Genomic DNA, 25,769 nt, shown 5'->3' with positions numbered 1-25,769 from the left:
ATCTGAACTGCAAAATCTATGCTGCAGGCGCTTCAACTTATATCCACAGATTTACTATTTTATTCTTACTAATCTAGTTAATTAAAAACTTTTTTCAAATTTTAATGGCTAATGACCAGTATAAGCGGATGGATGCGCTTGATTTTTTGTATATTTTTTGATCAATCCCAAAATATATAAGAGAGAAAAAGAGCCATATGGGTCTGCCCATTTAAATGGATAGATTGGGTTTATTTAACCTGAATTTCACTGAAAAATTTAATGGCAGCACACTTAAATGGACAGCGCCCAAAATAGCATAAAATAGCATAATCTATCGAGTAGTTGACCAGTTGCGTAACGTTAATTAGATAATATGAAAACTGTAACCCATCAACCTTTTTTAGCACAAGTTATGCAGCAGTTGCATACCTATGGGCCTAATACATTAGAACAATGTCTCTTGGTTTTTCCTACCCAACTATCCATTGATTATTTTCAACCATTATTAGATAAATTATTAAATAATAGGGCAGAATGGGAAAGTGGCAGGCTGCCTACTTGTTTAACCTTGCATCAGTTGATGCTTACGCATAGCAAAATGGATCTAGCGCATCCCTTTATTTTAGTTAGAGAACTGCATGCGTTGGCCCATGAGATTTTAAATAAAAAAGAGACATTCGAACAATTTTATCCTTGGGGCATTACGCTTTTGCAAGATTTTAATTACCTAGATACCTACCTTATACATGCTGCTGATCTCTTTTTAGCACTCATGCATCAAAAACAGCTTACCACTCCTTTAGAGATTCGAAATTTTTTAGATCAAAATCCATTGTTACAACAAGCAATGCATCTATCTCTTTTTCAAAAGAAAGAGGTCTCCTTATTTTGGGAAAAATTACCGCTTCTTTACCAAGCTTTTACACAAAATCTCATACAACAAGGCAAGGGATATGAAGGATTATGCTATAGAATAGCTTCTGAGAAGAGCACATTGGAAACGATTATTTCTTACCAGAAGATAATGTGTATTGGATTTAATTTGTTAAGTCCCGCAGAAGAACAGTTTATAGTGCAATGTAAGGCAGTTATGCCAGTTGTGTTTTTTTGGGATGCCGATGCCCATTATGTAGATAATGAAATGCATGTAGCGGGCTATTATCTGCGTAAGTATAGGCAAAAAAAATGCTTTCAGGAAAGTTTTCCTGCGGCGCTTGAGACCTATTTTAATGATGGCCACAAAAAAATTGTTATAACAGAAATGGGTGCTACTGTAGCAGAGGTTCAGGCAGTAGTAGATGCTTTACAAGAAAAAACAGAGCAGGGAGTGCCAAAATTTTTACCCACCCAGACCGCAATAGTCATCAGTGGTACCTATTTGCTTATGCCTTTACTGGATAGGCTATCTAGTTTACCTATGCAATTGCATTGTAGATTAAATTACCCACTAAGCGCTACTGTGATCTATACCTTAATAGAAAAGCTGGTGCATCTTTGGGAACAAAGCACCACTTCATCTGCTAAAATTTGTAGTGGTATTAGTAGCTGTAGTTGTAAGCATGTAATGCATAATTTAGCTAATAGTCTGGCCCTCTTGCATCCTTTTGTTGAGACATCCATACAAGCGAAAATCACTGCTATACTGAAGTGGATTCCGAATTTTGAATCTGATTTAGGAGCGTTTATAGATAAATTAGGCCTATTTTCCCTATGGTTGGATGACTATAATAAAGGACTTTTGCATTATCTGTATGATATCTTATCCTTTCTGGATAATCATTTTATCCATGATCATACCCTTTTTTTAGATCTAAATAGAACCGCACTGCAGCATATACTGGCCTATATAGCGCCTTTAATCGAGGTAGTTGGAGATAGCTGTACTGTGCGATGCTTATTGCAAGCTTTAAAGGAAAGTACCATGCTCTTCCATCAACATAATCCTATGACTGGGCTCTATATCATAGAGGTTTCTCAATCCCATAATCTAGATTTTGAACATATTTTTTTTATGGATATGCGTGAAGGCGCTTTCCCTAGGCTGAGCCATGAAAATTCTTTTTTGCCTTATAATATACGAAATAATTTTGGGCTCCCACTTGCACATAGCGCAACAGAGCGCATTACGGCTTATGGATTTTATAGGCTACTGCAGCGTGCCCAAAGTAGCTATTGTAGCTATACTAAACAAACGCATTTGGGTATTGTTAACCAAAGAAGCCGATTTTTATTACAATTGACTTTTGGTACTACATTAAAAATTATAGAAAAGCAACTACCTGTTAATTTTACAGTTTTACCAACACCTGTTATATCTATTGAGAAAGATGATAAAGTTATGCAATTGCTAGAAAAATTTCTAGTAAAGGAGGATCTCATCTCTTCTAATATCACCCCTTCTGCATTAATGAGTTATCTACATTGTCCGTTACAATTTTATTTCTCTTATTTGCTTGAGTTAAAGCAAACGGTATTACCAAAAGATGGTACAACGGCACTTGAGCTAGGTACCTTATTGCATCATATTATGGAAAAGTTATATCGGCCTTTTATTGGTATAAAGGTTGATAAATCCATTGTAATGCAATTGCAATCAAAAATACAAACAGTCATACAAGAGACTGTTCCACTAGGTTCTGATTCTCATTTAAGTAGTGCTTTATTAGAAAAACTTTTGGAGCGTGTGTTACAATTAGATTATGCAGATACCCCTTTTACGCTGCTTGGTGTTGAGGTAGGTAAGAAAGAGCCAATGGCTATGGTATTAGATTTAGATATAGATAAAAAAAGACAAGTTTGCTTGAGTGGTATTATAGATCGTATAGATATTAAGGGAGATACCATACGGATTATTGATTATAAGATAGGCGCATCCAATAGTAAAATAGTGAGTATGGCAGCATTATTTGATAGTGCTGCCATTAAAAAAAACAAAGCCATTTTTCAGCTTGTTTTTTACGCTTGGTTATATAATGCTATCTATGGAGCCAACCATCAGCAAGGTATAATGCCTTATCTGATCAATATCAGAGAGCTTTTTTCGGCTCCCCCTGGTATTTGTATGCAACAGCCTGATCATGCTAAAAAGTATGGACTCATGGAGGATATTAGGCCATATCTACCAGCATTTGAAGAGCAATTATTAAAACTTTTGTTAGAAATATTTGATCCTACTATTCCTTTTAGGCAAACAGCCGATCTGTCAGTATGCAGCTATTGTCCCTATGTGCGTATTTGCCAAAGAGATTAAGGGTATCCGTTCACTCAATGGCGTCAACTTAAGGCAATTCATGATTAGCCTACCCTCCTATTCTACTTGGTTATCAATAACAGCTAAACCTTAAGTTGACGCCATTGTCCGTTCACTTGCGTGGTAGCCATATTTTATAGATTATTAATGATTTTATCCATTTTTTTTAAAACTACTTCTTTTTTTTTAAAACTACTTCTTTTAAAGCTACTTTTTTTGCTTGATCAAAAAAAGTAGCCAAAAAAAATCAAGCGCTGGTGAACAAAGCTGTTGAAAATTTCAGACTGAAAGCTGAAAATCAAAACTCGCCCTCTACGGTTACTCAATGGATTTGGGAAGCTGGCAAGGCGCGCGAGGGTGAAGCGCACGCAGCATAGTACCCACTATGTGAGTACAAGGACAGGTAGTTATATTATTCCGTTCTTTGGTAAAGCTCAATCCTAACCAGATTAGGTAACTTGAATATGTTGATAGTCAGTTATTATATTCAATAAGTTTGTTAAGTTTGCATTGTATTATAAATATGTATAAGTTTACAGAACTTTAGGATCTGGCATCTTACAATAGATATCTGAATTGTGCTGAATTATTTTAAATAGAGAAAAAGATTTCACTTTGATAATGATTGATTGGCACTTTTATATTGACATTTTAGCGTTAAGATGCGGGTGTGAAAATAAACAATACATAATAAAAACATAAATTTAAATTATATTATAATGAATAATACCATAAATAAAAACATAAAAACTTCATTAATAAAACCTTCATTTTACTTGGCTGCGGTATCATTAGCTTCCTTTAATAGCGGTTGCAAAACATGGTTGAGAGATAAGCCAGTTACTGATGTTAAGCACACTGTTATCAAGGGTATTAATGATCTGGATGATAATGATAGTGGCTTCGGTACTGATACATCTTCTGAGGATAGTGTTTGTGAGCCTATAGCTCCTGAGAGTGAAAATATTGAAAATAATAAAAATCAGGAGGAAGATGAACAAAATGATCAATCAACAACTTATGAAATATCTGATATAGAGGATGATGAGGATGATGAAGATGATACAACATATGATACAGCATATGCTAGTTTAGCAGCAAAGTGTGCGACGCAGGCAGTTGATGCAAATTTGAAGACTTTCCGGGAATCTAACGATAACTGGAAGCTTTTACAGGATATAAAGCTTGTGCAAACGGAGGTAAGAGATTTTGGCAGTAATCTGGTTACTGCATTTTCCGAATTTGCTGAAGAAAATGATGAAGAAGCAAATGATAATAAGTATTCTACTGGTATAATGATTATAGATAAGTACAAGGCAAATATAAAGCGTATAATTGATCCTGTAAATCATGCAGATATTTTGAATGCTTTGAATACAGTTGCTTATAATTGCGCCCGGAATTCGGATAATGCTTTTTACAGTTATTTCGATAATAGAGTGAAATCTATTATTGCTTCTTATGAGAGTTTGTTGTCGGGGAATAATTTCTTGAATAGATGCTTTCTTATAAATGATAAGACTATAAAAGATACTGTAGAGGAGATCGTTGAGAAGATAAATGATATCGTGGATCAAACAGTGAAAGATCTGAATGATAAATATAAGGCTGATTTTAATGATTACACTACAAACGACCCTAATTACAATCAACTTATAACAGCGGAGAAAGCTGCCGTTGGGGCACTTGGGCAACCAGTACCTGCTCCAAGAACAGCTTAATTTGTGCTATAATAAGACTTATGCGTATTCGTTTAGTGTATCCGTTTAGTCAATGTGACCTATGCGTATCCCTGTTCGTACCAATTAGAAATAGCGCAATAATGCAAGATTATAAAAAACGCGCCTTGAACAAAGCTGCAATTTTCAACAGCTTTGTTCACCAGCGCTTGATTTTTTTGGCTACTTTTTTTGATTAAGCAAAAAAAGTAGCTTTAAAAGAAGTGGTTTTTAAAAAAATGGATAAAATCATCAATTAATTTGTAATATTATCTCGATAGTAGTATATCCCCCCGCCTACTACCATGCATAGAGCAATACCACCAACCCATTTTAATCGTCTGTTACTTAATGATAATAGCGCATTTTCTTGTTGTGCTTTTTGCAATTCTTCTGCTAATGGCGCCTCTACTTGTTTTAATTGGTCTTGTAATAATAGGATTTTTGTCTCGCTTGCTTGTATTTTACTGCATAGCGGTTCTAAACTTGATATGAATGGTGATGCTATGTTTATTTTTTCTAATGTTGATTTTAATGCTGCGATTTTTTCCTTTGCTATTTTATCGTTTAAGGGTATGTTTTGCAATTCTTGAAAAATTTCTGGCAGATCTTTTTCTAGAATGCTGTGCAGAACTGTTATATGTTCTGATATTTCTTTCTGATAATCTGATTCATTTGATTTATAGCTATTTAATTGGTTGATTTCGTTTGTATTATCTATCATTTGGTGTACATAGATGTTACGGCAATTACATAGCAACATAACGATGCATCCTATTAATTTTTTTGTAATATGCATTTTTTAATTATTTAATTATTTCCTGTTTTCATATATCTGTACAAAGAGATTACGCTTTATAGCTGTTTTCTTCTTATCTTATATAGCTTATATAGCAGTTTCTATTATACAGCCGTACCCATACCATTATTGTTATTATCAGTATTTGTCATTGGTTTGCGCAAGCCCTTGCATGTATCTCTTAGGGCTTTAAGGTTTTCCCTTATATTTTTTTTCTTTTTCTCTAAACTTTCAATTTCATTATCTTTTTCTTTTACTATATTATTTTGCTTCGTTAGTTCTTCTTGTAACTTTTGAAGTTCCTGTTTTTGATTTCCCTCAGATGGGTCCTTGTAATATACTATATTACTACCCTGACTTGTACACTGATTACTTAAATCTTCGATTTCATTTTCTTTATTTTCAATTATATTATATTGTTTGATTACCTTCTCCTTTAATTTTTCAATTTCATTATCTTTTTCTTTTGCTATATTGCTTAGCTTTATTACCTCTTCTTCTAAATTTTGAAATTTCTGCTTTGGGTTTTCCTCTTCTGTTTCTGTCAGGTTTTGTATTTCTGTTATAGTTGTTGGTTTGGTTATAGGTAATGATTTTGGTAATATTTGATTCTTTTTTGTTCTTACACTTGCGTTATCATTACAACTATGGAAAAGCAAGAAAGCAGCAAAAATAATTTGAATAATATGCATGATCGTTATATTTAATATTAATTTGATTGATTATCATGTATATTTTTACATTGTATTAAAAAGTAAACATACCACTGCCCAGAAATTTAATAATTTTTTTTGTAAAAACAAAAAATCTAAAAAATTAACCGTTTTAGGTCATTTTTAAGAGATTTTTTAAGGATAGGTAGTTATATTATTCCGTTTTTTTGGTAAAGTCCAATCCCAACCAGATTAGATAACTTGAATATGTTGATAGGCAACTATTTTATTAATACATTCGCATTGTATTATACATATGTATAGGTTTGCAAAACATAGGATCTGGCATCTTACAATAGATAAAGCTTTTACAGGATATAAAGCTTGTGCAAACGGAGGTAAGAGATTTGGGCAGTAATTTGGTTAAAGACTTTTCCGATACTGTTAAAGAAAAAAAAGAGGATGATACTGATATAGATAAGTACGATCTTGGTTAGCGATTATAGATTTGTACGAGGTAGATATAGAACGTAAGGCTTTTAATTAACACTTGTGTATATATTTCCTTTCTTATAAAATTTTTGTTTTCTATTGCAACGGTCTTAATACGCATAGGCCACTCCACTGAAAGGATACATCTTTAGAGCTATACGAGCCCTTGTACCTGTTCTTCCATAAATTTTATTAAATCATTTAAAATACGATTCGAATAAAGTGCTGTTTCCCCATTATTCACAAATAAATCAGTATCTATTACAATTAGATTGCCAGCATGGGTTATATCTCTATAAATATGCCCTTTTATATTGGGCTGACTGGGCATAGCCATAATGATTGGATCATTATCACTTGTATCTATAATAGTACTTAATTCGCTAAAGCTCTCTCCTCTACAGAGTTGGCTACGCAATGGAATCAAGGTATCATGATGCCCTCCATTTTTTCCAGTTACAAATTGTGCATAGGCATTATTTAATTTTTTTATAGCACTATTATATTCAGGTATATTGGGATCCAAATTAAATATTTTCCCAAAATCATTCTGATGGCTACCAATAAGTAAAAAACGAATTTCGTTAGCATCATGACGTACGAAGTTGTTTACCTCATCCACACATGTACTCTTTGGAAATATATCTTTTAAGCCTCTTACACATGGTATCCAGTGTATCCATGTTAGTGCTCTTGCGCATATGCCCATATTCCGTTGGATCTTGGATAGGGGACGGGGACAATCGATAAGCTGAAATCCCTCTTGTGCATGAGATATAAATTCCTGTACGTCAGTAAAATTACGCTCCAGTACAGGGGTTCCCATTAGGGGGGCATTTAGGGTAATAATTCCGAAAATATTGAGTTTATTTCTATAATTATTTCCTAATATACAAGCCAATACACCACCATGGCTATAGCCAATGATAATAAGCGGAAAGCTTCCCGCTTTTTTATTACATGCAGTAAGGTTAGATTTTATATAATTAAAAACATTTTCTGCTTGATCTTTTGTTGATTGACGGACAGATGTATATCCTGCCCTACATTTTGGTTGCATAATTAGCACTGAATCTCCAAATCTAGCAAAAGTTTTTGCTGCAATAGGTTGCAATTCGTCCGAATTTGCCATTAAACCATGTAAGAGGAGTACAGCAAAGGCTGGCTTTTGGACTAAGGCTGATATGGCTACGTTGTCTGTTTGTGGTAATACCTGCAACTGATTTTCCAAACTATGCATTTGCATTTGAACGCTATTTTTTGTGCAACCTACCAATATACTGGTTAGGGTTACAAAAACTAAGTTTAACCCATATTGTTTTATGTTAGTATTGCAGGCTGGCATATACTTTTTTATTTTTTAAGTGGCTTTATGTAAATGTATATTCTGTAACTATACGCAACACATTTAAAAGACCCGCACACTATTTGAAATGTCCCTATACTTTTTTATCAAAAAAGTTACATAAGATAAGATAAGATAGATGTCTATTAAGTAGCTATTTTCCAGCATTTTTAAGTAGCTATTTCCAGACTTTTAACTGCGTTTCAAGTGCAAGTGCGTTAAATATATCCCTATTCATAATAAGTTTAGGTTACAATAAAAATATGAACTTTGCAAGTTCAAAAGTTATCTTTAGGCTCGTGGCACAATAACGTCTCTAGACCAAAAAGCTGTAGAAGCTTAACGTTTGTTTAACGCTTAACGCTTAACGCTTAATAAATAGATATGGCCCCATTAGCTTGCAGGGCCTTATGCTTTATTAAAAATCCCCTTATATAACTACAGGCATGGCCTGTGTAAAATGGTTGTGTAGAATGGTTGTTAGAATTGTTCTGAAGGGAAGCTGGAGGCCAGGCCTATCTATTATATTATAAACGGATCTGTACGAGTATATACTGGATTCCAGTTATATAACTTTTGTTCCATTCAAAAGCGTTTCCAAAAAATTGCTAATGTATTTTTTTTGTTTTATATATGTAATTCCAAAAAGGAAATAATTGAGTAAAAATTAAAATTAAAAGTGGTACGCTTACATTTAGTGAGCTTTATTAAAATCTTAAAATAAAAAGTACAATGCAGATTCGAAATAAACCGTACGCAAAGCAAATAGTTATCCCTGTTACATTGTTTAGTTTCATCGTTTTTAGTGGTGAATCTGCTTGTGGTTTTAATAGATTTAAAAAAACAAATAAACCTTCTAATAAAATAAGTCAAATTATTCCTGAGGATATTTCATCAGAAAAAGAAGATATAGGTAGCAGTAAAACCAAAGTGCTAGCAGTAAAAAATCAATTGATGGTTGGTGAATTTAATGGCACAGCAAGAGGAGGAGGTGGTGGCGGAGGCGGTGGCGGAGCAGGAGGAGGAATAGCAGGAGGAGGAGGAGCGGGCGGAGCAGGAGGAGGAATAGCAGGAGGAGCAGGCGGAGCAGGAGGAGGAATAGCAGGAGGAACAGGAGGAGCAGGCGGAGCAGGAGGAGCAGGCGGAGCAGGAACAGGAGCAGTAGAAGAGTGGGACGACATAGCAATAGAAGACGCATTAGAAGACGCAGAGGAGGCGCAATGGCGGAGGCTGCAGGAAGCGGCAATAATGGTGGGGTCTGCGCTGAAGTACCTAGACTATAGTAGGCATGGGGCGATAGATAATGGGCTGGAAGAACTAGTAGAGGCGGCTACGTATGAGTTTTTTGACCTGAGAGATGCGGCAAACAGGGTGAAGTGTAAGCTGCGTCGTGGGGGAGATATGAATGAGCAGGCAAGTATTCTGGCAGGGAATGCGCTACTAGAGCTAGCATCTGCGCGTGCAGAAGAAAGAGAGCATAAGATAAACATGGCGGCGCAGAAGCTGAATGTGGTAGGCACAGCAAACACAGCAGGAACAGAAGCAAGAGGATCAGCAGGAGAAGATAAAAAGCCAGAAAATTGTTGCCTCTGTCAGAATGACATTGAGAATGACTTTCTAGAACAGAAGGACTTTCCACTTTCGTGTCCGCATCATGTAAAATTTCACGCAACATGTTTTCAAGATCTCAGAGATCGTGAGGTTGAAAGTTGTCCTATTTGTCGAATAGGTGGCAATAGTGAAAATGAGCGAAATAGAATGAATAGATTAGGAGCGGAAACAGTAGACCAGTGGACTGAAGATGATATGAGAGGATTTCGAGCACAATTCAATCCGCTGTCCTTAGGGGAATTACGTAAAGAATTAGAAAATGAATTGGCACTGGGAGAATTGTATTATGAGCCTTTAAAGCTTTTTGTTCTCTATCAGATAATAGATGAAAAGCAAGCGGAAATGCCATGATAAAGATTATAGTTATCAATAAATAAATAATAAATCGAACCAATTGCATTAGGTAGAGGAAGAGTAATACGCCATTTTGATGTATCCGTTCAGTCAATGGCGTCAACTTAAGGTTTAACTATTATTGATAACCAAGTAGAATAGGATATTTTTTTGCATTTTCTACATTGCTTCTTATTTAGCGAATAAATTCTTTTTTTATTATTTCATAAAAAAGTGTATGATACATTNTAAGCAAGTAAAAACAGTAACGATCTGTTTTTATTATAGGTTATTCTTGCCATAAAGCCAAGGATATGGTTATATTTTGTATAAAAAGCACATTTTTGTCATTTATATGCGTATAGTACCATTTGCTTTTTTGAGATAATCTGTGTGGTTATATGGAATTTTATATAAGGTTTTTTTAAATATTTAGCCAGCTAAACATTCTTTTTTCCATGTATGAGCTTGCCTAATCTGCTTAAGTGCATCATCTGGCTCTATCCAGCCAGTACCAGGTGACTGAGGCAGTGAGGCCGTTGTAATAGATATCAACCATTTGATAAAAAAACCTTATTAAATAATAGGAAAACATTAACTTGTATATGAAAAAAGTTTTGCTATTGTCTGCTACAAACGGCCTCCTATTGATAAATGAGGTATTTGTAAAAAATTGTCCAGGACCTGGATAAGGTGTTTCACATAAAAATCTTAACCCCATTTGCAGCATTATGGATTAGCTCTATATAGCCAGCTATGGCTACATTTTATTAAATTAAAATTACGTTTATACTAACCAGTTCCTCCTATGTCTAGCAATAAAAATTACCAATGGCCTCGTATCAGGGTAGGTAGCGATGATTTTAAAACCTTACGGTTACATAGTGATCTTCTAGTAGATAAAAGTTTGTTGATTCAGGAACTATTGGAAAATAGTGCAGAAGTGCTCCTTATTACCAGGCCTAGACGTTGGGGTAAGAGCTTAAATATGGATATGCTTCGGAAATTCTTTGAGATAGAAGTAGATGAAGCAGGTAAACTTTTACCAGAGGAAAAAAGAATCAACCGGTTACTTTTTACAGGAGGTAATATAGATTTAGATATCAAAGGTATAAAACAGTTAGCGGCTTTAAAGATTCACACGGATGTTTATGCTATGGAGCAGCAAGGAAAATACCCCGTAATCTACATAAATTTTAAAGATGTAAAGGGCAGTAACTATCAGGATATTGAAGCAGACATCAAGCAACAAGTTGTGGCTTTATTTTTGCAACATGTTTACCTAGAAAGTTATATTTCTCATCCTACCTCTTTTCTAAAAGAATCCCAAAAAGAACAGCTCGATCACTATTTTTCCGGTAAACTGGATAAAAATGATCTTAAACAGAGTTTGCGTTTTTTAAGTGAATTACTGTATAAGCATTTTAACCAAAAAGTGTACATCTTGATTGATGAATACGATACCCCTATTAACAATTCCTATATTAGATTTGGCAATAAACCAGAAGAATTTGAGCAAGTATTGGAATTATTTCGTACTATATTTGGCAGTAGCCTAAAAAGCAATCCTTACTTAGAAAAAGGGGTTATTACCGGTATATTGCGTATTACGAAAGCCAATCTTTTTTCTGATTTGAATAATGTACGTGAATATACTTTGTTAGATACGAAATTTGCTTCATTTTATGGATTTACACAATCAGAGGTTGAGCTACTGTTAAGCCAGCTACCTGCTATAACAGATCCAGCTAAGATTAAAGATTGGTACAATGGCTATACGTTTGGTGGCAAAGTGACCTATAACCCCTGGTCTATTATGTGTTGTTTGTCTAATGAAGGTAAATTAGATTATTACTGGATTGACAGTGGAGGGACAGCGCTTATCGATAAAATGCTATTATCAGATGAGATGCAAGTATATTTACAAAATTTAACTGCCGGGGAGCCTATTATTTCACCTATTGCTACACAAATCAGTTTCTCGGATATTACTAAACCGATGGGTTTGTTTAGTTTGTTATTGTTTAGCGGTTATTTGAATCCCACTGCTAAAAGTCCAGAAAAAAACATTTATGCCTTATCTATTCCGAATGAAGAAGTAAAATATATCTATGAAACGAGAATTCTACAATGGGTTACGGATCAATTAGAGATTGATAGTGTTAGATACTATAGTTTGATTGCTTTATTACCTACTTGTCGTGTAGAAGATATAGAAGCATTTAAAACACAATTTCAAAAATTGTTATGCAGCACTACAAGTTTTTATCAAACAGGAGAAAACAGAGCTGAGCTATTTTATAGTGGCTTTATGTTGGGGTTAATTGCTATGTTAACCCCTGATTATATTGTAGAAAGCGAAAGAGAAACAGGTAGTGGTAGAGCGGATATTATTTTATTGCCACAAGCTGGTAGAAGTGATAATGCCATTATTATTGAGTACAAAGTAGCTAAAACCCTAAAAGATTTACCATCTGTAGCCGAAATAGGTTTGCAGCAGATTATAGATAAAAAATATGATACCAAAGTCAAGGAACATAGGTATGTTAAAAAGCTTCTTAAACTTTCTATGGCCTTTTGTGGCAAGCAAGTAGCCTTTGCGTATCAAATTGATACTGTATCTGCCTGTACAAATGAAAATAAATAGATCTAAAGTTATTATAGCATAATAGCTTTTCACGAGTGTGAACCAACTGTTGATTATTTAGGCAGATAACAATTATAAAAGTGTCCGTTCACCCAATGGCGTCAACTTAAGGCAATTCATGATTAGCCTACCCTCCTATTCTACTTGGTTATCAATAACAGCTAAACCTTAAGTTGACGCCATTGTCCGTTCACCCGCGTGGCAAAAATGTTTTTAATTTAATTGCTAAATTAATTTCTAATTGGTACGAATAGGGATACGCATAGGCCGCACGGATGATTGGGGATTGAAGATTGAGGTTACGATTGATTTGAACGAATACATATACTAATTATTATACTTTTTCCTTACAGATTTCCAGTGCCTTCCTAGCTGCGATTTCTAGATCTGCTGCTATCTCCGGCTCCAAATAATTCTTAGCCAATTCAATATCTACGGTAAGGGTCTCTTTGGCCATATACTTAACCTCTTCTAACTTGGTATAGCCTTCAGCATGGTGTAGGTCATAAAGGCGTTCTGCCAATTTGATATACAATACGGAAACGTGATCTTGGTGGATGGCTTCTTTAAAGCGATTGGTAATATGGAGTAAAGATTTTGCCATTTCTTGGTGTTGGTCTATGTTTAACACATTTTCTACAAAACAGAAAATACCCATGTTATAATTGGCCTTAATATAAGAAAGAGGCAAACGGGTATAACGTACTAGGTCATAGAGCAGGGAAGCATAAATAGGTTTCGGAGAGTGGAAAATCCAAGTAGCTACCCATTGTGCAATGCCTACTGCACGAACATAAAACAATTGCCCCGATGCATGGCGTTTAAAGCCATAACAACGCCTAAGCAATAAAAGTATTTCCGCAATCATCCCTGGATCCACCTCAGCCACTTGGCAGACATACTCATGAAATTGCATTAACACCATCATGGAATCAGCCTGTTCCTTGGGAGTGATAGGCGCTTCCGACGTTAAGTGTGTAATCGGTAGTTTGGCGATCATCTCCTCTCGGATTTTCGTTACATCCCAAGGAAGCACCAGTAGTNCCTTGGTTGGATATTTCTAAATAGCCATAGTGGGTATGCATAATACGTTCTATGGTCTTTTTGCCAAGATCTATATGCGTTTGTGCTAGAGGTCTATAAGCAGTTTGCTTACTAGTTTCCTTATTATCTCTATTAGGCTCATAATAGCTTTGCACTTTGGGTAGCTCCGCTAGGGGTAGATGAGAGCTGCTTATTACGAAAGCTATAGCTGAAAAAACCATCGCTGGAGCATATCCATTATCGATGGGCTCATGGACCTCATATTGTAAATGGGTGGTATACAAGTATACCCTTACAAATTGCGTCTCTAAAACATCTGATTTAGCAGTACGTAAAATAGCCGTAACCAATAAATGAATGATCTGGTTGACATCACATACGATCTTGACTGGAACCGTATTATCTTTGTGCTCTATAAATAATCTAGAGCCATTTTCCATTTCCCTTTCTAAAGCAACTTCTATTTTATTTATCAGTTGATTTAGAGAAATTGCAGTTGGCTGTAAAAGAATATGGTCTTTAGATTTGGCTTGTTGCTTTAAAAAAATAGCCCATTCGGAAAATTTATTAATAATACTTTGGAAATCCTGTTTGTAGAGAGGCGTTGCGTTATCTATAAATGCAACAGATTGCGTAACATCTTTTACTACTTTCTCTAAAATCATACCATCTTCTTCTTCCTGGCTACTAACCGTTGCTGTATCAATATGCAAGTTATAAGCGAGATTTTTTAGCTTTTGGGCTTCTCTTAATTTTTGTTGATTTTTTAGGTAGGTATTCTGATTGGTCCAGATCACTGTATTAAATCTATAATAAATAATTAGGGTAAATAACAGTAAGCCTATACCCAATGTAGGTAGTAATACAGCCAATGGTGGCCATAACATGGGATCTCTAATACAGCAAAGTGGATAAATAGTCATACATAGTACAATCACTAGAGCAGAATAGAGTGGAAAGGCTACTAAGGTTACTGCCAAATGCATCATATATAAAACTACGGTATACAAGGGATTGGTGGTATGCCAAGAAAGCCAAACCATAGTAACGGGTAAACAAAAAACCAACCCAAAAAGCCAATATAGCCCCCCGATCCAGGTAGGAGACTTACCTTTGGGAATAAAAATGCCATAGCCTGAAAAACAAGCAGCTGCAATAATTTGAAGTATAGGCCAATAGATGAGATCTATGGTGTCAATAGTAGCAAGATACGCTAAAGCAGTGACCATAACATAGATCCCCATACCGATAATCTTAGTCCTATTGGGTGGAAGTTTAGCCAAGCTATCTTTTGAAAAGAAAGCTTTAATGGCTTCTTTTCTACGTGCCCATTTCCGCGCATTAGCTTGCCTAATCTGCTTAAGTTCATCATCTGGCTCTACCCAGCCGGTACCTGGTGGCTGAGGCAACACGTAATGTGCAGCTAGCATAGCTAAGCCATTGGCCAGCATGCAAACAAATGCACCATCTATTTCTGTTGTTGGTTCAATCCATTGGTTCCAAGCTATAATGGTTACTGCACCGGTAGCCATACCGATCAAAGCAGTACGCCCAGTACCCCGAAAACCAAAAACAGCTAAAACAAAGGGAGCGGTTATAATAGGTACGGTAAAAGCAAAAATTAATTTAAGTAAGTCTAATAAATCCTTTCGATAAAAAGCTAATACCATACCCAATAGGCCTACCACTAGGGAAGTCAGTTTAGCCAGACGGAGCTGATGCGTATAAGGAACCTTTTTTGCCCCTCGTATACTTTCCAGGATATCATGGCTAACCATAACAGCGCAAGCATTTAGTTTAGAATCAGCTGTAGACATAGTCATAGCCAGTAAGCTGATAGAAATAAGGCCTTGAGAAAAAGGCGAAATATTTTTCATTATATAGGGCCAAATTTCTTCTATAGATAGTTCTGGTGCTCCTACAAAAACAAATAGACCGATTAACAATATACAAATGTCTATAAGAAAACTAAATAAACCAGAATATAAAAAAACCTTTTGTGCTTGAATAGGGCCAGAAGACATATAGATTCTTTGAACCATTGTAGGATTAATACCAGCAGCCATACCAGATAATATTAGCGCCATTATAGCTACTAGTTTAGTATCAAAACGTAATACGGTTTTAAACTGAAATTTTTCTTGCGCTTGCAAAAAAGAGATGCTTTCTGCAACTGGGTTGCTGATCTTGTGAAACATCCATACAGCCAAAAGGGGAATAATAATAGAAAAGGTTATAAATTGTAATACATCCGTAAAGGTAACTGCACGAATACCCCCAAAAGTAGAATAGAAAATAAGGATTAAGGTAGCTAATATGGTAATATATTTAGGATCAATTTTATCTATACATATGCTGATTACTTGTGATATTACAGTGATTTGAATAGCCAAACTAGCAATAGAGGCACCGATACAAGCCAAAGCAGTAATAAACCTTGGGTGTTTACCATATACACTTCCTATTGTCTCTGCCATAGAGAGGTTTTTCATAAATGGCGTCATTCGTAATGCCAATGGACTAATAATAATCCAGAAATCTAAATTACCTACAAGAGAATAGATTATATAATAAAGGCCAAGATGATGGACCTGTTGCACACTACGTACCAACCCCCCTCCGCCCCAAATAGTAGCTAACACCGTAGCCACCAAGGTAGCCGTAGCAAATTGTTTATTCCCTACCGCATATTCCCGCAAGGTGGTGGTCTTTCTACTATAGTAAAGTCCTACTGCTAGGGTCAATAACAAAAAGGCAACTACCATCAAGAGAGGTACATTCAAGGATATCATATACAATCAAATAAATAAGTAAAAACAGTAACGACTATTTTTATTATAGGTTATTCTTGCCATAAAGCCAAGAATATGGTTATATTTTGTATAAAAAGCACATTTGTGTCATCTATTTTTTTGAGATAATCTGTCTGGTTATATGGGATCTTCATAAGATTATTCTAAATATTTAGCCAGCCAAACATTCTTTTTTACGTATATTAGCTTGCCTAATCTGCTTAAGTTCATCATCTGGCTCTACCCAGCCGGTACCGGGCGGCTGAGGCAGCACGTAATGTGCAGCTAGCATAGCTAAGCCATTGGCTAACATGCAAACAAAGGACCCATCTATGCCTGTTTTGGGTTCAATCCACTGGTCCCAAGCTATAATGGTTACTATACCGGTAGCCATACCGATCAAAGCAGTACGCCCACTACCCCGAAAACCAAAAATAGCTAAAACAAAGGGAGCGGTTATAATAGGTACGGTAAAAGCAAAAGTTAGTTTAAGTAAATCTAATAAATCATTACGGTAAAAAGCTAATACCATAGCGCATAAGCCTATAACTAGAGAAGTCAGCCTAGCTAGCATAAATTGATACGCCTTGGAAATAATCCTTATCCCTCTTATACTTTCCAGGATATCATGGCTAACCATAACAGCACAGGCATTTAGCTTAGAATCAGCTGTAGACATAGTCATAGCCAATAAACTGATAGAAATAAGGCCCTGAGCAAAAGGCGAAATATTTTTCATTATATAGGGCCAAATTTCTTTTACAGATAGTTCTGGTGCTCCTACAAAAACAAATAGACCGATTAATAATATTAAAATCATTATAAGCAAGCTAAATAAACCAGCATATAAGAAAACTTTTTTTGCCTGTATAATACCAGAAGACATATATACGCGTTGTATCCTTGTGGGTTCTATGCCAGACACTAGATTGGTTAAAATTAATAAAACTATACCTGTTAATTTAATATGAGAATGGCATACGCTACTAAACTGAAATTTTTCTTGTGTCTGCAAAAAAGAAATGCTTTCTGCAACTGAGTTGCTGATCTTGTGAAACATCCATACAGCCAAAAGAGGAATAATAATAGAAAAGGTTATAAATTGTAATACATCCGTAAAGGTAACCGCACGAATACCTCCAAAAGTAGAATAGAAAATAAGAATTAAGGTAGCTAAAATGGTAGTGTAATATTCTAACTCAGCGTCAACTGAACCTAAGCAAAAGCTAATTGCCTTGGAAATTACGGTGATTTGAACAGCAAGACCAGCAATATAGGCAGCAATACAGGCCAAAGCAGTAATAAGCCTTGGGTACTTACCATATACACTACCTATCGTTTCTGGCATAGAGAGATGTTGCATAAATGGCCCCATACGTACTGCCAATATGCTAATAATCCAGAGATCCTGGGAAACTAAACAGAATATTATATAAAAAAGACCAAGATGATGTACCTGTTCTACCGTACGTACCAACCCCCCACCACCCCAACAAGTCGCTAATGTCGTAGCCACCAAGGTAGCGGTAGCAAATTGTTTATTTCCCACCGCATATTCCCGTAAGGTGGTCGTCTTTCTACTATAGTAAAGACCTACTGCTAGGGTCAATAACAAAAAGGCAACTACCATCAAGAGGGGTACATTCAAGGATATCATATACAATCAAATAAATAAGTAAAAACAGTACCGATCCATCTCTATATTATAAGGTTATTTTTGCAAATAAGCCAAAATGTGTAAAAATTGTATCCGTTCAGCGGTATGGCCTATGCGTATTTACGGATACATAAAGTTACAAGGCTATTTTATCAAAAAGGGATGACTGTTGACGACGCTGTTCTAGGAAAGAGCTGCTTATAAGCCTGGACAGAACGGGCTGTTTCATTTAGCCTTACAGGTTTCATACCAAATCTACCTGGCATACCTCCATTTAATGAAGACAAAAATTGCTGATGGGAAGCACAAGCCAGGGCTTTATAAAGTTTGGTACCTTGATCTGCATCTAATGCTGGATGAGTCATACGGATAATTTCCCCATCTACCAAATAACTCATAAAGCCAGTTCTGTCTTTTCCACTTTTACAGCTAAATAAAATAGAAGCGCCTGCTTTATCCTTACGCTGGTTTAATACAGTTGTACAGGCAATATAATTAGCTCCAATATCAGCATAATAGTTCCCAGTTATTTGATCAAAGTTATGGATGCGCTTATTTTTTACATTAGAATTTTCAGCAGCTTCTTTTAATGCCCTTATTTTATTAAAATAGTTTTTATCTTTTGCATCTGCAATCTCTTCTATTTTCGCTTGAAATATATTATTTTCTAATGGTAATGGGTTGGTTTTTGCTAATCCTGCACATAGGTCTGGATAGATATCACGATATACTTCTGAAGTTTCCTGTAATAACTGATGTATTTGCTCCTTAAACATAGGCGTAGTAAAAGTACCAAAAGCATTTATCGGTACATACATAAATGTATTGTCCCCTACTATACGCTGGGTCTGTTCTACAATATGTTTTTCTCCGAAAACTGGTATATTGACATTATTATTCAAAGATATTACGCTTATATTATTGGTATGTTCACTTACTTGCAACCAATTATTTCTAGCAATTTGTTCACTAATGTCTTTATCTGGTACAAACGAAGCCAATGCTCCGCTATGATAATAATGGCCTAATACAGTTGTTCGACCCATTTGATCATACGAAAGGATTCTTTTTTGATATGCATTCCTACACCCTGGAATATACCGGATTTGTGTTGGAATATAATGTGCTCCATCTAAAAATTTATTTAAATAGGTATCAATTAATTTTTGTTCAAATGGGTCCAAACGCAAATACCACTTTTTAGATTTCCTATTTTTAAATTCTGATTGCTGTTTTTCAGTTAACTTCAACCATTTTTTATCTTCTAAGGCAAATTGTTGCTCTCCTAATGTAAAAGTGGTTGTGATATTATAATGTGTATCATCAAATCCAACATAATTTTCTGCCAATCGTAATTTTTGATTTATTGCATCACTATCTTCTTCAGGAAAAAGTATTAGCTGTAATTTCATGACCACTACGCTATTGGTGCTTTTTACCTTATTAATCCAAAAATCTTCAGTTTCTTCTGCATAATCCAAAGATGTATATTGATTCATACATTTTGTCGCCAGCTTTTCAAATAAAGAACCGCTCTTGCCATATAATGCACAGATTTTTTTTGCAGCTCGAAATATATTCAATATCTGAATAACATAATCCTCTGCTACATATAAGGTAGCAGAGGCCTGAGCTGCGTTTCGTAGCAATGTATCACCTGTTAATGTCCACCGAATACCCCTTTTTGCATCAGCTGCTTCGCGTAGTTTTTGAATAGCATCTTCAAAATCAAAATTATATATTTTTTTATAACTTTTCTTAGGCAGAGGCTCAAGGGATTTTTTTTGTGTATATTCGTTACAGCTAACTTTCTGATATGCTTTTATAGTTAATGGATGGCTATTTTTTGTTTTGATAAATTCAGGAGCTGGTGGCGGAACAGGAGCTGGTTGTGGAACAAGTCTGGGACGCTTGTTTGCACAATTAAACGCCTGTAAAAAGAGAAGCAAACCACATAGACAAGTATATTTTTTATAATAATAAATAGCATTTTGCATAAATGTAGATAGAAGGATGTTCTGTTTATTTAATTACAATTTGTTTAATTTGAACCAAATAAGCAAGCGGAAATTAATCAAAAGGATTTACTAAATGACATTTGAACTTATATCACCTTATAAACCTGCTGGAGATCAACCAAAAGCTATTATAGAACTTGTACAAAATATAAACCAAGGCATATCTAGCCAAGTGCTTATGGGTGTTACCGGATCTGGTAAAACCTTCACCATAGCCAATACGATTCATGAATTAAATAAGCCTACGCTCGTCATCAGTCATAATAAAACATTAGCTGCGCAACTATACAGCGAGCTACGCACTTTTTTTCCTAATAATGCTGTTGAATACTTCGTATCTTATTACGATTACTATCAACCAGAAGTTTATTTACCAACTAGCGGTGTTTATATAGAAAAAGCACTAGCCATTAATGATGAACTAGAACGTTTGCGCCTTAGTGCGGTTGCGGCTTTATTAAGTGACCGGAGAGATGTCATTGTAGTAGCCTCTGTCTCCTGTATTTATGGAATTGGTAAACCAGAAGCATTTAAAAAAAATAGCTATCTATTCAAGACAGGTACTCAGTTATCTCGAAATAACCTTTTGAAAATATTTGTAGATATGCTCTATAGTCGAAATGATGAAGCGTTTACACGCAGCCATTTTCGTGTTAAAGGAGATACTATTGATTTATTTGTGGCTTATGGAGATTATGCCTATCGTTTTGTCTTCTGGGGGGATGAACTAGAAGCCATTTATATGATAGACCCTTCTTCTGGAAAGAAAATAAAAGAGGTACAAGAAGCATTTATTTTTCCTGCGAATCTATTTGTAACCAGTAAAGATGTATTGCAGGAAGCTATAAAAAAAATTCAAATAGACCTTCATACGCAAACTGCATTTTTGGAAAAAATAGGTAAGTTTGAAGAGGCTAAACGGCTTAAGGAAAAAACAGAATTAGATTTGGAAATGATAAAAGAATTAGGCTATTGTTCTGGTATTGAAAACTATTCACGCTATATAGATGGTAGGTCTGCTGGAGAAAGGCCCTTCTGCTTACTAGACTATTTTCCTCAAGATTATCTAATGGTGATAGATGAAAGCCACGTTACCATCCCTCAATTTAAAGCCATGTGGAAAGGGGATAGAGCTAGAAAAGTAAATTTGGTTGAGCATGGTTTTAGGCTCCCCTCTGCCATGGATAACCGCCCATTAAATTTTAATGAATTTGAAAAGTTGATTGGCCAAATTATTTTTGTTAGTGCCACGCCTGCTGATTACGAACTAGAGGCAGCTGGTGGAGTAGTTATAGAGCAAATTATACGTCCAACAGGGTTAGTAGATCCGCAAATAGAAGTTCGGCCTAGTATAAATCAAGTTCATAATATTTTAGAAGAAATACATCAAGTAGTCCAAAAAGGAGAACGGGCATTAATTACTACGTTAACCAAGCGTATGGCAGAAGAACTTACCGATTATTTGGTTCGTGCCGGCATTCGTTGCAGGTATATCCATTCTGGAGTCAAAACATTAGACCGTGTAGTCATACTAAATGAACTTCGTAATGGTGTGTTTGATGTCCTAGTCGGTGTAAACCTACTAAGAGAAGGCTTAGATTTACCACAAGCTTCCTTAATGCTTATTTTAGATGCTGATAAAGAGGGATTTTTGAGAAATGCGCGCTCACTTATTCAAACGATAGGAAGGGTTGCACGTCATGCGCAAGGAGGGGTAATTATGTATGCAGATACCATTACGGCTTCTATGGAACAAGCCATTAGCGAAACGAAACGTAGGCGCAATTTACAAATAGATTATAATGTAAAGCACCATATTACCCCTATCTCTGTGCAACAAAAACAAGCGAACATAGACCTCCAAGAGGGAATAATAGAAACGCCTTGTAAGGATACGCAATATTATATCCATTACGAAGATGAAGCTGATGTTGCTGCTGTTTCTGATATTACCACTCCCTATGGTAAAAAGAAAACGATGGTAGAGCGTATTAAAATATTGGAAAAACAAATGTACGAAGCTGCAGCAGAGCTCCGGTTCCTGGAAGCTGACCGATTAAAAGAAACGATAGAAAACTTAAAGAAACTTCCTAATAGCAAGGCAAAAAAAACCGCTATAAAATCTTAAAAATAGTTGCATGTATGTATCCGTTCAGTGGTGTGACTGAACGGATACGTTTTTTATAGATACCTTCGTGCGTCTTGCCAGCTTTCCCCACTAACTACATATATACATAGGTTAATGGATTGGGATATACATCTATTTGGATAGGACTATTTTCTGTATTACTTTATAACTGTTTGGTTTAAATAAGTTATACTATATAATGCAATGTATCCTTTACGCGCTCTTGACCTTGTTATTATAGCTGGATTTTTAATGGTAACCCTTGCTGTCGGTCTTTACCACGGCAGAAGTATTAAAAACTTCCAAGACTATGCAGTTGGGCATAAAAAAATGTCTACTATAGTAATTACACTTTCTCTAGTTGCCACCATTTATGGGGGGGGCATACTAAGTTCCAGATTAGATGCTTATTACCGCAAAGGCTTTTACGAACTGATAAAAGATTTAGCCAGTCCTCTTACTTTTTATTTAGCTTCCAGGCTAATAATTGTACGCATGAAGGCGTTTATAGGAAACTGTTCCATAGCGGAATCTATGGGCCATATCTATGGTTCAGCTGTTCGAATAGCTACAGCTATTTTGGGCCTTATTATGACAATCGCTTTACTAACTGCTCAGATTAAGGTTGGTTTTAAAATTATCACTACTATAGTGCCTAGTATCCATCAAGTCCCAGTTTATGCCACTATCATATTGGGATTACTGGTCATTTTGTATGCTACTTTGGGAGGCGCTAGGGCTGTTGCATTTACAGATGTGTATCAATTTCTATTTTTCACGCTCTGTTGTCCCATCTTAATTTTTATACTTCTATACCAGGCACCAAACCCATGGAATGGGTATAGAAAACTTCTAACGCTATCATCGTTTGATATACAAAAAGTATTGACATGGAATAGCGCTTTAAAAGGAATCTTAACTTATTATATTTGGCATGCGGTATTTAGTTTTGATCCGGCACGTATCCAGCGTTTTTATATGACCTCTTCTATCCAGCAGGCAACAAAAGTATTTAATAAAACTGCCATATTGCGCATACTAGTGCCCCTATTATTCTTAATGGTGGCTATGGCGCTTCATATAGGGGAGCATATTATTAAACCTAATCAGAACGTATTATATTATATTATTGATCTTGCTTACTTCCCCGGCATGAAAGGCATGCTGGTAACCGCTATTTTTGCGCTACTTATGTCTACTGCCGACTCTCAATTACATGCTGCCTCCATTTTATTTACTAATGACATATGGCCTATACTTACTGGAATAACTAAGCCAATAGCAAAACCTTCTTTAACCATGGTACGTATGGTTTCTGTATGTATAGGTATAATCAGTATTTGGATTGCGTTACATACCATCAATATTACGCAACTGTTAAACAAATCGGTTTATTTATATAGCCCTGCTGTTACCGTTCCATTTATTATGGCAAGCCTAGGTTTTAGAACCCGTTCCACTATCATTTTAGGTAATATGATTATGCATACTATGATAGTGATTTACTTTATCTACTATAGATCTCAAACTATTACTCCAGAAATTACTTTTTGTGCACTTATTTTTAGTACATGTATGCTTTTAATTACGCATTATCTACTCCCTAAACGCCCTCATACCGGTTGGATAGGTATTCAAGACTACAGTGCATGGGATCTTCAAAATCAAACCACCCAACGTTGGTGGATAAAACAATTCAAGCGGTTGCAAGCTGTTTTTACTCCAACCTATTGGAAAACTTTTTTCCCTCAAAACAAGAATACCTTTATATGGTTGGGTATCTATTGCATCAGTAATACCTTCTTAGCACTTTTTTTTATGCATAAAATGTACTTCTTGCCCTATATCTATGGATATATGGCTATAATGGTTATAGGAACCATTATAGCTATCTACCCAGCTTTACACACTTACCAAGAAGAAGGGAATCATCTACTTCATAAAATATGGCCTGGGCTTCTGTTTATACTGCTTTTTATGGCTCCCTTTCAATTTGCTAAACTAGGCCATTATAGCCCTATGGTTTGTGCACTTTTTATTTGTAGCATCGGTCTAGCTGTTGTTTTGTTATCCCCTATTATCAGCTTCATCATGTTAAGTATCATGCTAGTAGGGCATCACTATATACCTCCTTATATATCTTTTTATGAATATTTTTTATCTGATTATAAAACAATTCATATAGAACCTGTTTATGCTATGGCTTTAGTAGGAGCGGCTATAGCAGGTTTGACTACTTACAAGCGCTTACAAAATAAAGCGGAGGCCAAATACCAGGTTATGCACCTTACACGAACCTATGAGCATAAAATTGCTTTAGAAGCCATCCACCACCAAGCGAACTGGACCAGACTAGACATGACCTATGGTAACTACTTATTCAAAAAAATTAATGCAAAGATTCAAGAAAAGGGTAATAGGAAAGAGGTCCTAAGCCTATTGCTACAAAAATTGCATCAATTTCACAACTTATTACTGAGGAAAACCAAAGCAGAACCTAGTTTAGAATTGCATGAGCATACTTTACAAAAAGTAGCCTTTGAAACCGTTATGTTAAAAACGTATGAAACTACGCAGGCATTAGGAGCACCCATACAATTACTTTTATATAATCAATCAAAAATTAAATATGTATTAGTAGATCCAACTCTTTTTGAATGTTTTTTAATGCTAAACCTATGGGAGATTAGTAAAAGTACGCAAGCTTCAGACCATACCGTTACGTTAACCATTTGCGATACCACCTTACGTTATAATGGTACCACTCCTACTGATATTGACCAAGCAGAATTAATTTTACCTGCATTAGCCTTTTGTTTTAGTACTGAAACTACTAAACAAAATATAGCATCTGCATATGATATTAAAGATCTATCATTACTTACGTATATTCCTAAAACAGAAAAACAATTTTATCAGTGGGAAAGTAGGCAAATTGTACAAGCCCATGGTGGCTATACGGAAATTATAGAAACATCAGCCATGTTAACATGCCTTTATATACTACCAGTAGAAGGCAGGCAAGTGATGCACTTTAAAAACTACGAGGCCGTTGCAACAGGCCGACAGTATAATTTTTTCTATTTTTCCAGTATTATTTTTTGTTATTTTTTGCCATTTTTGGGGTTATGGCAGTAAGAATATCATTATTTATTGATTTTTAGATGCTTTTAGTTCATTTTGGATAGACCATTCCCCTAGCAACCTCTTAAAATGATATTTGGGGACCTGTATANGGTTTCACTATTTGTTGATTTATCTACATCTCTGATTTGTAATGCTCGGCTTGTACCTTGGAAT

General features: G+C 35.5%; 14 protein-coding genes and 1 pseudogene (1 of these 15 running past the window's edge). 7 read left to right on the top strand and 8 right to left on the bottom strand.

All coding sequences use genetic code 11. The features are described 5' to 3' along the window. Positions 1-355 precede the first annotated feature (355 nt). Both EDM02_RS04380 and EDM02_RS04375 read left to right on the top strand, forming a co-directional pair. Positions 356-3,232: a PD-(D/E)XK nuclease family protein gene (locus EDM02_RS04380; protein ID WP_123663380.1), complete on the top strand. Its 2,877-nt coding sequence runs from the start codon at positions 356-358 to the stop codon at positions 3,230-3,232. 719 nt (positions 3,233-3,951) lie between these two features. Next, positions 3,952-4,953: a hypothetical protein gene (locus tag EDM02_RS04375; protein WP_123663378.1), complete on the top strand. Its 1,002-nt coding sequence runs from the start codon at positions 3,952-3,954 to the stop codon at positions 4,951-4,953. A 253-nt stretch (positions 4,954-5,206) separates the two neighbouring features. Here the strand turns inward: EDM02_RS04375 and EDM02_RS04370 are convergent, their stop codons facing one another. The 3 genes from EDM02_RS04370 to EDM02_RS04360 all read right to left on the bottom strand — a co-directional run bounded on the left by EDM02_RS04370 (position 5,207) and on the right by EDM02_RS04360 (position 8,239). Continuing rightward, the gene (locus EDM02_RS04370; protein ID WP_123663376.1) at positions 5,207-5,749 is read right to left on the bottom strand and encodes a hypothetical protein; all 543 of its coding nucleotides are present in this window, start codon (positions 5,747-5,749) and stop codon (positions 5,207-5,209) included. A 104-nt stretch (positions 5,750-5,853) separates the two neighbouring features. After that, positions 5,854-6,441, bottom strand: coding sequence for a hypothetical protein (locus EDM02_RS04365; RefSeq protein ID WP_123663374.1), 588 nt, complete (start codon positions 6,439-6,441; stop codon positions 5,854-5,856). A 607-nt stretch (positions 6,442-7,048) separates the two neighbouring features. Continuing rightward, positions 7,049-8,239 carry an alpha/beta hydrolase gene (locus EDM02_RS04360; RefSeq protein ID WP_123663372.1) on the bottom strand — a complete coding sequence of 397 codons (1,191 nt, stop codon included), beginning with the start codon at positions 8,237-8,239 and terminating at the stop codon, positions 7,049-7,051. 732 nt (positions 8,240-8,971) lie between these two features. Between EDM02_RS04360 and EDM02_RS05575 the strand changes: the two genes are divergently transcribed. After that, complete coding sequence (locus EDM02_RS05575) at positions 8,972-10,201, top strand: RING finger protein (RefSeq protein ID WP_148053564.1); 1,230 nt, start codon at positions 8,972-8,974, stop codon at positions 10,199-10,201. 414 nt (positions 10,202-10,615) lie between these two features. Here EDM02_RS05575 and EDM02_RS06035 read toward each other — a convergent pair whose 3' ends face one another. After that, on the bottom strand, positions 10,616-10,738 hold the full coding sequence (locus EDM02_RS06035) for a hypothetical protein (RefSeq protein ID WP_260215007.1): 123 nt from the start codon (positions 10,736-10,738) through the stop codon (positions 10,616-10,618). 253 nt (positions 10,739-10,991) lie between these two features. Here EDM02_RS06035 and EDM02_RS04345 point away from each other — a divergent pair, with 253 nt between their 5' ends. Further along, the gene (locus tag EDM02_RS04345) at positions 10,992-12,830 is read left to right on the top strand and encodes an AAA family ATPase (RefSeq protein ID WP_123663370.1); all 1,839 of its coding nucleotides are present in this window, start codon (positions 10,992-10,994) and stop codon (positions 12,828-12,830) included. A 334-nt stretch (positions 12,831-13,164) separates the two neighbouring features. Here EDM02_RS04345 and EDM02_RS04340 read toward each other — a convergent pair whose 3' ends face one another. From EDM02_RS04340 to EDM02_RS04325, 4 genes are all read right to left on the bottom strand, one after another. Further along, entirely contained in the window at positions 13,165-13,830 is a 666-nt protein-coding gene (locus EDM02_RS04340) for an HD domain-containing protein (protein ID WP_123663368.1), read from the bottom strand. Beyond that, on the bottom strand, positions 13,763-16,639 hold the full coding sequence (locus EDM02_RS04335) for a sodium:solute symporter family protein (RefSeq protein WP_478210133.1): 2,877 nt from the start codon (positions 16,637-16,639) through the stop codon (positions 13,763-13,765). The genes EDM02_RS04340 and EDM02_RS04335 overlap by 68 nt, the downstream gene beginning before the upstream one ends. Before the next feature lie 199 nt (positions 16,640-16,838). Continuing rightward, a complete protein-coding gene (locus EDM02_RS04330) occupies positions 16,839-18,323 on the bottom strand; it encodes a sodium:solute symporter family protein (RefSeq protein WP_123663365.1) in 1,485 nt (494 codons plus the stop codon). A 152-nt stretch (positions 18,324-18,475) separates the two neighbouring features. Then, positions 18,476-20,320, bottom strand: a complete 1,845-nt coding sequence (locus tag EDM02_RS04325) for a tyrosine-protein phosphatase (protein WP_123663364.1) — start codon at positions 20,318-20,320, stop codon at positions 18,476-18,478. Between the two features lie 94 nt (positions 20,321-20,414). Between EDM02_RS04325 and uvrB the strand changes: the two genes are divergently transcribed. The 3 genes and pseudogenes from uvrB to EDM02_RS06030 all read left to right on the top strand — a co-directional run. Continuing rightward, positions 20,415-22,469 carry an excinuclease ABC subunit UvrB gene (gene uvrB, locus EDM02_RS04320; protein WP_123663363.1) on the top strand — a complete coding sequence of 685 codons (2,055 nt, stop codon included), beginning with the start codon at positions 20,415-20,417 and terminating at the stop codon, positions 22,467-22,469. A gap of 204 nt (positions 22,470-22,673) precedes the next feature. Next, positions 22,674-25,607: a sodium:solute symporter family protein gene (locus EDM02_RS04315; RefSeq protein WP_123663362.1), complete on the top strand. Its 2,934-nt coding sequence runs from the start codon at positions 22,674-22,676 to the stop codon at positions 25,605-25,607. Positions 25,608-25,697: 90 nt separating this feature from the next. Beyond that, positions 25,698-25,769 (top strand): annotated as a pseudogene (locus EDM02_RS06030) (transposase) (its annotated part continues 543 nt past the right edge of the window); the annotation flags it as partial.

It is taken from the genome of Candidatus Cardinium hertigii (assembly GCF_003788695.1).
This window is presented reverse-complemented; position numbering and strand designations above follow the sequence as displayed.

Excerpts from the sequence above, each read along its gene's own strand:
- EDM02_RS04380 (WP_123663380.1), top strand. The coding sequence starts at position 356 with ATGAAAACTGTAACCCATCAACCTTTTTTAGCACAAGTTATGCAGCAG.
- EDM02_RS04375 (WP_123663378.1), top strand. The coding sequence starts at position 3,952 with ATGAATAATACCATAAATAAAAACATAAAAACTTCATTAATAAAACCT.
- EDM02_RS04370 (WP_123663376.1), bottom strand. The coding sequence starts at position 5,749 with ATGCATATTACAAAAAAATTAATAGGATGCATCGTTATGTTGCTATGT.
- EDM02_RS04365 (WP_123663374.1), bottom strand. The coding sequence starts at position 6,441 with ATGCATATTATTCAAATTATTTTTGCTGCTTTCTTGCTTTTCCATAGT.
- EDM02_RS04360 (WP_123663372.1), bottom strand. The coding sequence starts at position 8,239 with ATGCCAGCCTGCAATACTAACATAAAACAATATGGGTTAAACTTAGTT.
- EDM02_RS05575 (WP_148053564.1), top strand. The coding sequence starts at position 8,972 with ATGCAGATTCGAAATAAACCGTACGCAAAGCAAATAGTTATCCCTGTT.
- EDM02_RS04345 (WP_123663370.1), top strand. The coding sequence starts at position 10,992 with ATGTCTAGCAATAAAAATTACCAATGGCCTCGTATCAGGGTAGGTAGC.
- EDM02_RS04340 (WP_123663368.1), bottom strand. The coding sequence starts at position 13,830 with ATGATCGCCAAACTACCGATTACACACTTAACGTCGGAAGCGCCTATC.
- EDM02_RS04330 (WP_123663365.1), bottom strand. The coding sequence starts at position 18,323 with ATGATATCCTTGAATGTACCCCTCTTGATGGTAGTTGCCTTTTTGTTA.
- EDM02_RS04325 (WP_123663364.1), bottom strand. The coding sequence starts at position 20,320 with ATGCAAAATGCTATTTATTATTATAAAAAATATACTTGTCTATGTGGT.
- uvrB (WP_123663363.1), top strand. The coding sequence starts at position 20,415 with ATGACATTTGAACTTATATCACCTTATAAACCTGCTGGAGATCAACCA.
- EDM02_RS04315 (WP_123663362.1), top strand. The coding sequence starts at position 22,674 with ATGTATCCTTTACGCGCTCTTGACCTTGTTATTATAGCTGGATTTTTA.